The organism is Specibacter cremeus, from assembly GCF_003946885.1.
Lineage (GTDB): Bacteria > Actinomycetota > Actinomycetes > Actinomycetales > Micrococcaceae > Specibacter > Specibacter cremeus.
On sequence record NZ_RWKQ01000007.1, the window covers coordinates 97,940 to 110,540 of the forward strand.

Annotated in this window: 7 protein-coding genes; 2 read left to right on the top strand and 5 right to left on the bottom strand. The window is 67.7% G+C overall.

Features of this window, described 5'->3' with window-relative positions; genetic code table 11:
• Positions 1 to 85: 85 nt before the first annotated feature.
• Together EJC77_RS04245 and rpoB are read right to left on the bottom strand one after the other, a co-directional pair.
• A complete protein-coding gene (locus tag EJC77_RS04245) occupies positions 86 to 3,988 on the bottom strand; it encodes a DNA-directed RNA polymerase subunit beta' (protein WP_125610327.1) in 3,903 nt (1,300 codons plus the stop codon).
• Positions 3,989 to 4,116: 128 nt separating this feature from the next.
• On the bottom strand, positions 4,117 to 7,650 hold the full coding sequence (gene rpoB / locus EJC77_RS04250) for a DNA-directed RNA polymerase subunit beta (protein ID WP_125610328.1): 3,534 nt from the start codon (positions 7,648 to 7,650) through the stop codon (positions 4,117 to 4,119).
• A 388-nt stretch (positions 7,651 to 8,038) separates the two neighbouring features.
• Between rpoB and EJC77_RS04255 the strand changes: the two genes are divergently transcribed.
• Both EJC77_RS04255 and EJC77_RS04260 read left to right on the top strand, forming a co-directional pair.
• The gene (locus EJC77_RS04255; protein ID WP_240629749.1) at positions 8,039 to 9,259 is read left to right on the top strand and encodes an acetyl-CoA C-acetyltransferase; all 1,221 of its coding nucleotides are present in this window, start codon (positions 8,039 to 8,041) and stop codon (positions 9,257 to 9,259) included.
• Entirely contained in the window at positions 9,256 to 9,759 is a 504-nt protein-coding gene (locus EJC77_RS04260; RefSeq protein ID WP_125610330.1) for an aminoacyl-tRNA deacylase, read from the top strand. Before EJC77_RS04255 ends, EJC77_RS04260 begins: the two co-directional genes overlap by 4 nt.
• Before the next feature lie 205 nt (positions 9,760 to 9,964).
• Here the strand turns inward: EJC77_RS04260 and rplL are convergent, their stop codons facing one another.
• From rplL to EJC77_RS04275, 3 genes are all read right to left on the bottom strand, one after another.
• Positions 9,965 to 10,342: a 50S ribosomal protein L7/L12 gene (gene rplL, locus EJC77_RS04265; RefSeq protein ID WP_125610331.1), complete on the bottom strand. Its 378-nt coding sequence runs from the start codon at positions 10,340 to 10,342 to the stop codon at positions 9,965 to 9,967.
• Between the two features lie 104 nt (positions 10,343 to 10,446).
• Positions 10,447 to 11,028: a 50S ribosomal protein L10 gene (gene rplJ, locus EJC77_RS04270; protein ID WP_125610332.1), complete on the bottom strand. Its 582-nt coding sequence runs from the start codon at positions 11,026 to 11,028 to the stop codon at positions 10,447 to 10,449.
• Positions 11,029 to 11,374: 346 nt separating this feature from the next.
• Positions 11,375 to 12,457 carry a GNAT family N-acetyltransferase gene (locus tag EJC77_RS04275; RefSeq protein ID WP_125610333.1) on the bottom strand — a complete coding sequence of 361 codons (1,083 nt, stop codon included), beginning with the start codon at positions 12,455 to 12,457 and terminating at the stop codon, positions 11,375 to 11,377.
• Positions 12,458 to 12,601: the final 144 nt, after the last annotated feature.

Below are 12,601 nucleotides of genomic sequence, written 5' to 3' on the forward strand. Positions count from 1 at the left end.
GGTGACGGGCCGTCGTCGTCCCCGGTGATCGAGCCTGTCGAGATCTCGACAGGCTCGATCACCGATGGGCTCGATCACCGATGGATCAGTTGCTGAAGTTGTTCCCGAGGTCGTAGTCATCCAGCGGGATGGCGCGGAACTCGGTGCCCAGCTCGGCGTTGCCGCCCACGTAGTCGAAGTCGCTGAACGCGCTCGGCCCGGTGAACAGGTTGGCCTTGGCCTCCTCGGTCGGCTCCACCGCGACACTGGTGTAGCGCGGCAGCCCGGTACCGGCCGGGATCAGCTTGCCGATGATGACGTTTTCCTTCAACCCCAGCAGCGGGTCGGACTTGCCCTCCATGGCCGCCTGCGTCAGGACGCGGGTGGTCTCCTGGAAGGACGCGGCCGACAGCCACGAATCGGTCGCGAGGGACGCCTTCGTGATGCCCATGAGCTCGTTGCGGCCGGAGGCCGGCTTCCTGCCCTCGGACACGACACGCCGGTTCTCCGACTCGAAGCGGCCGCGCTCGGCCAGCTCGCCGGGGAGCAGGTTGGAGTCGCCGGACTCGATGACCGTCACGCGGCGCAGCATCTGGCGGACGATGACCTCCACGTGCTTGTCGTGGATGCCTACGCCCTGGCTGCGGTACACGCCCTGGACTTCCTCCACGAGGTGCTTCTGCGCGGCACGGGGGCCCAGGATGCGCAGCACCTGCTTCGGGTCCACGGCGCCGACAACCAGCTTCTGGCCGACCTCGACGCGGTCGCCGTCGGTAACCAGCAGGCGGGCACGGCGCAGCACCGGGTACGCGATCTCCTCGGTGCCGTCGTCCGGGGTCAGGACCAGGCGCAGCGAGCGTTCGCTCTCCTCCACCGTGATCCGGCCGGCCGCTTCCGCGATCGGCGCGACACCCTTGGGCGTGCGGGCCTCGAAGAGTTCCTGGATACGCGGCAGACCCTGCGTGATGTCCTCGCCGCGGCTGGCCGAGACGGCACCGCCGGTGTGGAACGTGCGCATGGTCAGCTGCGTGCCGGGCTCACCGATCGACTGGGCGGCGATGATGCCGACGGCCTCGCCGATGTCCACGAGCTTGCCCGTGGCCAGCGAACGGCCGTAGCACAGCGCGCAGGTGCCCACCGTGGACTCGCAGGTCAGCACGGAGCGGACCTTGACCTCGGTGATGCCGGCCGCGAACAGCTTCGCGATCAGCACGTCGCCGACGTCGGCGCCGGCCTCGGCCAGCACGTTGCCGTCCGCGTCCCTGACCTCGGTGGCCAGGGTGCGGGCGTAGACCGAGTTCTCGACCTCTTCGTGCAACTGCAGCTCACCCATCGAATCGACGACGGCGATCGGCAGGGTCAGGCCGCGCTCGGTGCCGCAGTCGTCCTCGCGAACGATCACGTCCTGCGAGACGTCCACCAGGCGTCGGGTCAGGTAACCCGAGTTGGCGGTACGCAGGGCGGTGTCGGCCAGGCCCTTGCGGGCGCCGTGCGTGGCGATGAAGTACTCCAGCACCGACAGGCCCTCACGGTAGGAGGACTTGATCGGGCGCGGGATGATCTCACCCTTCGGGTTGGCCACGAGGCCGCGGATGCCGGCGATCTGGCGGACCTGCATCCAGTTGCCTCGGGCGCCGGAGGACACCATGCGGTTGATCGTGTTCGACGTCGCCAGCGACTCGCGCATGGCGTCGGCGATCTCGTTCGTCGCCTGGTTCCAGATGTCGATGAGCTCCTGGCGGCGCTCGTCGTCGGCGATCAGGCCCTTGTCGAACTGCGACTGCACCTTGGCGGCCTTGGCCTCGTAGCCCTCCAGGATGGCCGGCTTGGAGGCCGGCACCTCGATGTCGGAGATGGCGACGGTGATGCCCGAGCGGGTCGCCCAGTAGAAGCCGGCGTCCTTCAGGTTGTCCAGGGTCGCGGCGACGATGTGCTTCGGGTAGCGCTCGGCCAGGTCGTTGACGATGCGGGACAGCTGGCCCTTGTCGGCAACCTCCTCGACCCACGGGTAGTCGGCGGGCAGGGTGTCGTTGAAGAGAACCTGGCCCAGCGACGTGGCCACGATCGCCGGCTGGCCGGCTTCCCAGCCCTCCGGCGCTTCCCACCCGGCGTTCGGCACGAAGTCCGTCAGGCGGATCCTCACCTGGGAGTTCAGGTGCAGTTCACCGGCGTCGTGCGCCATGATCGCCTCGGCGGGGGTCGAGAACACCCGGCCCTCGCCCGCCGCACCGGCGCGCTTGGTGGTCAGGTGGTACAGGCCGATGATCATGTCCTGCGAGGGCAGGGTGACCGGGCGGCCGTCCGAGGGCTTCAGGATGTTGTTCGAGGACAGCATCAGGATGCGGGCCTCGGCCTGGGCCTCCGGGCTCAACGGCAGGTGCACGGCCATCTGGTCGCCGTCGAAGTCGGCGTTGAACGCGCCACAGACGAGCGGGTGCAGCTGGATGGCCTTGCCCTCGACGAGTTGCGGCTCGAACGCCTGGATGCCGAGGCGGTGCAGGGTTGGTGCACGGTTCAGCATGACGGGGTGTTCGGTGATGATCTCTTCGAGCACATCCCACACCTGCGGGCGGAAACGCTCCACCATCCGCTTGGCGCTCTTGATGTTCTGGGCGTGGTTGAGGTCAACCAGGCGCTTCATCACGAAGGGCTTGAACAGCTCCAGCGCCATCTGCTTTGGCAGGCCGCACTGGTGCAGCTTCAGCTGCGGGCCCACGACGATGACCGAACGGCCCGAGTAGTCGACGCGCTTGCCGAGCAGGTTCTGGCGGAACCGGCCCTGCTTGCCCTTGAGCATGTCGGAGAGCGACTTCAGCGGGCGGTTGCCCGGCCCGGTGACCGGACGGCCGCGGCGGCCGTTGTCGAACAGCGAGTCGACGGCTTCCTGCAGCATGCGCTTTTCGTTGTTGACGATGATCTCCGGGGCGCCCAGGTCAAGCAGGCGCTTGAGCCGGTTGTTGCGGTTGATCACGCGGCGGTACAGGTCGTTCAGGTCGGAGGTGGCGAAACGGCCGCCGTCGAGCTGGACCATGGGGCGCAGTTCCGGCGGGATGACCGGGACGGCGTCCAGGACCATGCCCAGCGGGCTGTTGTCCGTGGTCAGGAACGCGTTGACGACCTTCAGGCGCTTCAGGGCACGCGTCTTGCGCTGCCCCTTGCCATTCTGGATGATGTCGCGCAGGATCCCGGCCTCACCCTCCATGTCGAAGGTTTCGAGGCGCTTCTTGATCGCCTCGGCACCCATGGAGCCCTCGAAGAACATGCCGTAGCGGTCACGCAGTTCGCGGTACAGCGCCTCGTCACCCTCCAGGTCGGCGACCTTGAGGTTCTTGAAGCGGTCCCAGACCTGCTCGAGCCGGTCGATGTCGGCGTCCGCGCGCTTGCGCACGTTGGCCATCTGGCGGTCGGCCGAGTCACGGGCCTTCTTCTTCTCGGGCGCCTTGGCGCCCTCGCCCTCCAACCGGGCCAGTTCCTCTTCAAGGTCCCTGGCCACCGCGGCGATGTCGGCGTCACGGGTGTCGACCATGCGCTTCTTCTCCAGGTCATGCTCGGTCTGGAGGTTCGGCATCTCGGCGTGGCGGGCCTCGTCGTCGACGCTGGTGATCATGTACGCGGCGAAGTAGATGACCTTCTCGAGGTCCTTCGGGGCGAGGTCGAGCAGGTAGCCAAGGCGCGACGGGACGCCCTTGAAGTACCAGATGTGGGTGACCGGGGCGGCGAGTTCGATGTGCCCCATGCGCTCGCGGCGCACCTTGGCACGGGTGACCTCAACACCGCAGCGTTCACAGATGATGCCCTTGAAACGGACACGCTTGTACTTGCCGCAGTAGCATTCCCAGTCGCGGGACGGGCCGAAGATCTTCTCGCAGAAGAGGCCGTCCTTCTCGGGCTTGAGGGTGCGGTAGTTGATGGTTTCCGGCTTCTTGACCTCGCCGTGGGACCACTCGCGGATGCTGTCCGCGGTGGCCAGGCCGATCTGCATGTTGCCGAAGGAGGATTCGCTGGACATATGGGTCCTGTTCTCTCTAATTCTCTAAAGTCTGCTGGGTCGTGCGCGGTGTCGAAGAGGAGAACCGCTGGTTGAGCTTGTCGAAACCCCGGGTGGCTGGTCTCGACAAGCTCGACCGGCGAGGTTCGCTACACTTCCTCGACGGAGTTGGGTTCGGCCCTCGAGAGGTCGATGCCCAGCTCCTCCGCAGCCCGGAAGACTTCTTCATCCGAGTCACGCATCTCGATCGTGGTGCCGTCGGTGGACAGCACCTCCACGTTCAGGCACAGCGACTGCATTTCCTTGATGAGCACCTTGAACGACTCGGGGATGCCCGGCTCCGGGATGTTCTCACCCTTGACGATGGCCTCGTACACCTTCACGCGGCCGTGGATGTCATCGGACTTGATGGTGAGCAGTTCCTGCAGCGTGTAGGCCGCGCCGTAGGCCTCCAGGGCCCACACTTCCATTTCACCGAAGCGCTGGCCACCGAACTGGGCCTTGCCGCCCAGCGGCTGCTGGGTGATCATCGAGTACGGCCCGGTGGAGCGTGCGTGGATCTTGTCGTCGACCAGGTGGTGCAGCTTCAGGATGTACATGTAGCCGACCGAGACCGGGTCCGGGAACGGCTCGCCGGAGCGGCCGTCAAACAGGCGGGTCTTGCCGGAGGAGTCGATCAGGCGGTCCCCGTCACGGGTGACGTTCGTCGAGTCCAGCAGGCCGGAGATCTCCTCCTCGCGGGCGCCGTCGAACACCGGGGTGGCGACCTTCGTCTGGCCGGTCTCGCGCGGCAGGTTCGGCAGGTTTTTGACCCACTCCGGTTCGCCCTCGATCTTCCAGCCGGTCTTCGCGACCCAGCCGAGGTGCGTTTCGAGCACCTGGCCGACGTTCATGCGGCCCGGCACGCCGAGCGGGTTCAGGACGATGTCGACGGGGGTGCCGTCGGCCAGGAACGGCATGTCCTCGACGGGCAAGATCTTGGAGATGACACCCTTGTTGCCGTGCCGGCCGGCGAGCTTGTCGCCGTCGGTGATCTTGCGCTTGTTCGCCACGTACACGCGGACCAGCTGGTTCACGCCCGGGGGCAGCTCGTCGTCACTGTCGCGGTCGAACACGCGCACGCCGATGACCGTGCCGGACTCGCCGTGCGGCACCTTCAGGGACGTGTCGCGCACCTCGCGGGACTTCTCGCCGAAGATGGCGCGCAGCAGGCGCTCCTCCGGGGTCAGTTCGGTCTCGCCCTTCGGGGTGACCTTGCCGACCAGGATGTCCCCGGCCTCGACCTCGGCACCGATGTGGATGATGCCGCGCTCGTCCAGGCCGGCCAGGATCTCCTCGGAGACGTTCGGGATGTCCCGGGTGATCTCCTCGGCGCCGAGCTTGGTGTCGCGGGCGTCGATCTCGTGCTCCTCGATGTGGATGGAGGAGAGCACGTCCTCGGCAACGATGCGCTGCGAGAGGATGATGGCGTCTTCGTAGTTGTGGCCTTCCCACGACATGAACGCGACCAGCAGGTTCTTGCCCAGGGCCAGCTCGCCCTTGTCGGTGGCCGGGCCGTCGGCGATGATGCCGCCGACTTCCAGACGCTGCCCCTCCGCGGCCAGCACGCGCTGGTTGTAGGAGTTGCCCTGGTTCGAGCGCTGGTACTTCGCGATCGGGTAGGCGGTCTCGGTGCCGTCGTCGTTGAGCATGACGACCAGGTCGGCGGAGACCTCGGAGACGACGCCGGCCTTCTTGGCGATGACGACGTCGCCGGCGTCGACGGCGGCGTAGCGCTCCATGCCGGTGCCCACGAACGGGGCCTCGGACTGGACCAGCGGCACGGCCTGGCGCTGCATGTTCGCGCCCATGAGGGCGCGGTTGGCGTCGTCGTGCTCGAGGAACGGGATCAGGGCCGTGGCCACGGACACCATCTGGCGCGGGGACACGTCCATGTACTCGACCTCGTCGGCCGGGATCAGCACCGGCTCGCCGCCGCCGCCGCGCTGGCGGACCAGGACGGTTTCCTCGATGAACTTGTTGTTCGCATCCAGCGGCGCGTTCGCCTGGGCGATCACGACCTCGACCTCGTCGTCGGCCGTCAGGTAATGCACGTCGTCGGTGACAACACCGTCGACGACCTTGCGGTACGGCGTCTCGATGAAGCCGAACGGGTTGATCCGGCCGTAGGACGCCAGCGACCCGATGAGGCCGATGTTCGGGCCTTCAGGGGTTTCGATGGGGCACATGCGGCCGTAGTGGGACGGGTGCACGTCACGGACTTCCATGCCGGCACGGTCGCGGGACAGGCCGCCAGGGCCCAGCGCGGACAGGCGGCGCTTGTGCGTCAGCCCGGCCAGCGGGTTGTTCTGGTCCATGAACTGCGAGAGCTGGGACGTTCCGAAGAACTCCTTGATCGCGGCCACGACGGGGCGGATGTTGATCAGCGTCTGCGGCGTGATGGCCTCGACGTCCTGCGTGGTCATGCGCTCACGCACGACGCGCTCCATCCGGGACAGGCCGGTGCGGACCTGGTTCTCGATGAGCTCGCCCACGGCGCGGATGCGGCGGTTGCCGAAGTGGTCGATATCATCGACATCCACGCGCAGGTCGACCTCGGCGCCCTCGCGGTTGCCCTTGACCGTCTTCTCGCCGGCGTGCAGCGCGACGAGGTACTTGATCATGGCGACGATGTCCTCGACGCTGAGCACCGAGGCGTCCGGATCGCCCAGCGGCTTGTCGATGCCGAGCTTGCGGTTGATCTTGTACCGGCCGACCTTGGCCAGGTCATAGCGCTTGGCGTTGAAGTACAGGTTCTGCAGCAGCGCGTCGGCGGCGTCCACCGTCGGCGGCTCGCCCGGGCGCAGCTTGCGGTAGATGTCCAGCAGCGCGTCGTCGCGGCCGGTGGTGGCGTCCTTCTCCAGGGTGGCGCGGATCGAGTCGTACTCGCCGAACTCCTCCAGGATCTGGCCTTCGGTCCAGCCGAGGGCCTTGAGCAGGACGGTCACGGACTGCTTGCGCTTGCGGTCCAGGCGGACGCCGACCTGGTCGCGCTTGTCGATTTCCAGCTCGAACCAGGCGCCGCGGGACGGGATGATCTTCGCGGTGAAGATCTCCTTGTCACTGGTCTTGTCGGCGGCACGCTCGAAGTAGGCGCCCGGCGAACGGACCAGCTGGGAGACCACGACACGCTCGGTGCCGTTGATCACGAAGGTGCCCTTGTCCGTCATCAGCGGGAAGTCGCCCATGAACACGGTCTGCTGCTTGATCTCGCCCGTGTTGTTGTTCATGAATTCGGCCTTGACGTACAGCGGCGCCGCGTACGTGGCGTCGCGGTCCTTGCACTCGGCGACGGTGTACTTGGGGTCGGCGAACTCCGGCTCGGAGAACGACAGGGACATGGTGCCCTGGAAGTCCTCGATGGGGGAGATCTCCTCGAAGATGTCCGACAGTCCGGACGTGACCGCGACGCTGTCGTCGCCGGCCTCAACGGCCTTGTGCATCCGCTCCTGCCAGCGCGCGTTGCCGACGAGCCAGTCAAAGCTCTCGGTCTGCAGGGCCAGCAGATTCGGCACGTCGAGCGGCTCGTGAATCTTGGCGAATGAGAGGCGACTCTTCGCACCATCGGTGCTGTTTGAGTCAATAGCGGTTATAGCACTGTTTGAATTGGCGCTGGTTACATTAGAGGTGCTCGAGGCGACCAAGAGGGATCCTTCCACAGACCTGCAGGCGTGTACTTGCGCTCCCCTCGCCCGGACCCCGAAGCCGGCCACGAGGCCGTTCGGCTGTGCCCACCGCTATATGAAGGCTGGGACGTCACAGGGATACGCAAAGATCTACACTACAGGGAAAAGCGGGCGCGTGTCTACCCCACGTCGGCCGATTGCGCAAGTATGGATATCGGAGGCGCCTTGCCGGCCGGAATCGGGCCGGAATTTCGGCACCCCGGCCGGTGTTGTACTAAGGTGATGCCGGTCACGGACATTCGCGCCCGGACCATTTCGGCACGAACTCCCCCAGCGGGTAGATTCGACAACGCGGGCGGTTCGACGGCGAGCCGGCCAGGACATGCGACGTATAAGGAGCACCCCAGTGACTGAACAGAGCGGACAAGAGGCTGGACGGCCCGACGATGTGGTCATCCTTGCCGGGGCGCGCACCCCGCAGGGCCGGCTGAACGGGCAATTGGCGGGCTTCACCGCCGTCGAACTCGGCGCCAGGGCGATCGCCGGCGCGCTTGCGCGCTCCGGCGTTGACGCGGCCGACGTCGACCATGTGATCATGGGCCACGTGCTGCAGGCCGGCCAGGGCCAGAACCCGGCCCGGCAGAGCGCCATCGGCGCCGGCATCGGCTGGGACGTGCCCACCGTGACCATCAACAAGGTGTGCCTGTCCGGGCTGACCGCCGTGATCGACGCGGCCCGCATGATCCGCAGCGGTGACGCGCGCGTCGTCGTCGCCGGCGGCCAGGAATCCATGTCCCGCGCCCCGCACGTGCTGCCCGGCTCCCGCCAGGGCTGGACCTACGGCGCCATCCAGGCCCTCGACATCGCCGCCCACGACGGGCTGACCGACGCGTTCGACGGCGAATCGATGGGCCTGTCGACCGAGCGCGGCAACATCCGCCTGGGCATCGACCGCGCCGCCCAGGACGAGGTGGCGGCCGCCTCGCACCAGCGGGCCGCGGCGGCCATGGAATCCGGCGTGTTCGATGCCGAGATCGTGTCCCTCTCGGTGCCGCAGCGCAAGGGAGAGCCGCTGCTGCTGGCGAAGGATGAGGGTGTCCGTCCGCAGACCACCGTGGAGAGCCTGGCCCCGCTGCGCCCGGCATTCACCGCCGACGGGGCCATCACGGCCGGAAACTCGTCGCCGCTCTCCGACGGCGCCAGCGCGCTGGTGCTGGCCAGCCGCGGGTATGCGGAGGCGCACGGGCTCGCGTGGCTGGCCGTCGTGGGCGCGCCGGGGCAGGTGGCAGGACCGGACAATTCGCTGCACTCGCAGCCGTCGAACGCCATCAACGCGGCCCTGAAGCGGGCCGGCTGGACGACGGACGACCTGGACTTCATCGAGATCAACGAGGCCTTCGGGTCGGTGGCCGTGCAGTCGCTGCGCGATCTGGACTACCCGCTGGAGAAGTGCAACATCCACGGCGGCGCCATCGCGCTGGGCCACCCGATCGGTGCCTCCGGCGCGCGCCTGGCCGTCCACGCCGCGCATGAGCTGGCCCGCCGGGGCGGCGGCCGGGCGGCCGTGTCGTTGTGTGGCGGCGGCGGACAGGGCGAGGCGCTGCTGCTGTACCGGGACGCCGAGTGACGTCCCACGCACCCGTTCCCGGCGCGCCGGCCGGCGGCCGGGAACGGGTGCGTGCCGATGCGGCCGCGCGCGGCCTGGCGGTCGAGTTCCTGGCCCGGCAGGCCGCCAGGTCATTGCCCGAGGCCGCGGCGATCATGGGCATCGATCCGGCGGACATCGTCAAGTCGCTGGTGGTCAAGCGCAGCGACGACAGCTTCCTGTTCGCCCTGATCCCCGGCGACCGGGCCATCTCGTGGCCGAAGCTGCGGGCCGTCGTCGGCGTGAACAAGCTGTCCATGCCGGCGGCCGACGTCGCCCTCGCGGCGACCGGCTACGAGCGTGGCACGATCACGCCGCTGGGGAGCACGACGGCGTGGCCCGTGTTCGCGGACGAGGCGATCGTCGGGCAGCGGGTCGCCATGGGCGCCGGCGAGCACGGTTACAGCCTGTTCGTTGCCGCCGATGCGCTCATCGAGGCGTTCGGCGCCACCGTGGCGGACATTTCCGGGCCCGTGGCGTAGCAACCGGTGGCGACGGAGCCGGCATTTTTCGTAGGCGGCGTAAAGGAGGCCCCCAAGGCCGCCCGCGGCCGACGGGCCGGATAGCCGCCGGAAAAATGCCGGGCCGTCGCCGGGTCTCGCGCCGGGTCTCGACAAGCTCGACCACCGGCAGCGCGAAGGGACCCCGCACCAAACGGTGCGGGGTCCCTTGTAAAACGCGCGAGTGTTACTTGAGGGTAACCGTGGCGCCGGCGGCCTCGAGGGCCTCCTTGGCCTTCTCGGCGACGTCCTTGGCAGCACCTTCGAGGATGGCCTTCGGGGCGCTGTCGACCAAGTCCTTGGCTTCCTTCAGGCCCAGCGAGGTCAGGGCGCGGACTTCCTTGATGACGGCGATCTTCTTGTCACCGGCGGCTTCGAGGACGACGTCGAATTCGGTCTTCTCTTCCTCGGCCTCGGCAGCGGCACCGGCGGCCGGGCCGGCAACGGCAACGGCGGCAGCGGTGACTTCGAAGACCTCTTCGAACTGCTTGACGAACTCGGAGAGCTCGATGATGGTCAGTTCCTTGAAAGCTTCGATGAGCTCGTCGTTCGTGAGCTTGGCCATGAGTGGCGCTCCTTCTTTTCTTCAGTGGCCGTGGGTGGCCGGGTCTGTTTTCCGGGGTCCTGATGGAGTCCGGGGTGGGTCCAGGGCGCGTGCCCTGGGTGGGCCTAGGCCTCGGTGGTCTCGGCTTCGGCGGCCGGGGCTTCCTCGGCAGCAGCTTCGGCAGCCGGGGCTTCCTCGGCGGCGGGGGCCGCCTCGGCCGGGGCGCCTTCGGCAAGCTTCAGGCGCAGCGCTTCGATGGTGCGGGCAGCCGCGGCCATCGGAGCCTTGAGGACGCCGGCCACGCGGGCCAGCTGGAATTCACGCGACTCGAGGGCAGCCAGTGCCGCGACACCCGCCGCGTCCAGGGCCTTGCCTTCGAACAGACCGGTCTTGATGACCAGCTGCTTGTTCGTCTTGGCGAAATCCGTCAGGCTCTTGGCTGCCGCAATAGCGTCACCCTTGATGAACGCGATTGCGGTCGGGCCGGCAAGCTGACCCTCGAATGCGTCAACACCGGCTTCCTTGGCCGCAATGGCAGTCAGGGTGTTCTTGACGACCGAGAACTTGGTGTCCAGGCCGAGGGAAACACGCAGCTCCTTGAGCTGTGCAACGGTGAGCCCACGGTATTCGGTTAGGACTGCGGCGGTGGACTCTTTGAAATCAGTGGTGATCTCAGCCACGGCTGCCACCTTGTTCGGCGTTGCCATAACACTCCTTCCGGGAAATAGTGTCGGTCGCTTCCTGTCCCGCCCGCAGCGGCCGCAAGGCCACACCTGGACACAACAAAAACGCCCCGCGCAGATGCACGAGGCGTACGGCAGCAGTCCTGCGGCGGCGCTTGACGCCAGCCGGCCGATCCTGCGACCAAGCTCTGGTCCACCTGCGTTGGCCGCCCTTGAAAGGGACTTTCGAATGCCTTCCGACCCGGTTCCACCGCCGTGCGGCACATGCTGCACCACTGGCGTTGGGGGTGTGAAGCCATTGACCGACGGTCTTTGGTCCTGCCAGTCTACGGGACGGCACCCGCCCCGCCAAATCCGGTCCCCGATCCGGTCAGTGGTTCTCCAAGTCCTTTTGCCACTGGCCGGTCATTCCGGCCACGACGTACCCCAGGCGTTCATTGACCTCCAGCAGGTGCGCGTTGTCCGTGGCGTTCCAGACGTAGACGGTCCGGGCCTGCGGGAATTCGCGATCCAGGAGGGCCAGGTTGGCGATCTTGATGAGCAGGCCCACCTCGCGGCGCCGGTGCTGAGGCAACACGAGCGTGTCATCCTGGAACACGACCTCGGCACGCCGGCCCAGCACCGAAATCGTCGTCAGGCCCACAAGCTTGCCGGTCTCCACGTGCTCCGCCGCCGTCACCAGGGTGTGGCGCCCGTTCCCCAGGGCGAGGTCCTCCGCGGCGCGCAGCTGCTCGGCGGTCATCAACGCCTCGCCGGGATCCCCACCGTCCGGCAGCAGCTCGGCCTCCAGGCCCAGGAGATCATCGACCCACCGGTCCGGGCACTTGTCCACCCACTGGTGCACCCGGTAGGCGCCGCCGTGCGCGGCCCGGGCCGCGGCCGTCAACGCCGCCGCATGCTCCGGCGCCAGCGGGAGCCGGCAGGCGCCGAACTGCTGGACTTGTTCAAGGGTGTACCCGGCCAGGTGGGCGAACATCGCCTCACGGCTGCCGGTGGACAATTCGCCGGAACCGTTGGCCGCCCGCAGCGTTTCGCCCGGGCCGGCGGACAGCGTCGCCGCCGGATGGTTGGTCTCCACGACCACGACCTTGCGATTCTCCCCCTTGGCGAACGTTTCGGCCGCCTCGAGGAGGTTCCGCCCGATCCCATGGCCCTGTGCGGACGGCAGCACGTCCAGGGTCACATGCGCCAGGTGGGTGTTCTCGTCCAGCGGCATGGCGATACCGGCGCGGCCCACGATCGTCCCGCCAAGGCGGGCCACCAGCGTCACATACCACTCGTAGGGGTCGTGGCAAATGGAGAGCAGCTCCTCGGCCGTGTACGCCAGGTCGTCGTTGCCCCACGTGCTGACCCGGACCTGCCGGGAGACCTCGACGGCGGCGAGGAAGTCCGCCGCGTCCTCGCCCGAGAGCGCATCCGGGACACGCAGCTGCGATATGTCGACGCTCGTCATTCGATCCCCTCGATGGTGAAAGTGTGCGTTGCCGGGGCCGGGCGCTATCCCCAGCTTACAAAATCGAGTAGGAGGGGCGGGTTTCCCGCCCCTCCTCTCACACCACCGTACGTGCGGGCCTCGCATACGGCGGTTCGCTGGGTC

Bases quoted from the DNA above. Each gene is read 5' to 3' on its own strand.
- EJC77_RS04245 (WP_125610327.1), bottom strand. From the start codon at position 3,988: ATGTCCAGCGAATCCTCCTTCGGCAACATGCAGATCGGCCTGGCCACC.
- rplL (WP_125610331.1), bottom strand. From the start codon at position 10,342: ATGGCCAAGCTCACGAACGACGAGCTCATCGAAGCTTTCAAGGAACTG.
- rplJ (WP_125610332.1), bottom strand. From the start codon at position 11,028: ATGGCAACGCCGAACAAGGTGGCAGCCGTGGCTGAGATCACCACTGAT.
- EJC77_RS04275 (WP_125610333.1), bottom strand. From the start codon at position 12,457: ATGACGAGCGTCGACATATCGCAGCTGCGTGTCCCGGATGCGCTCTCG.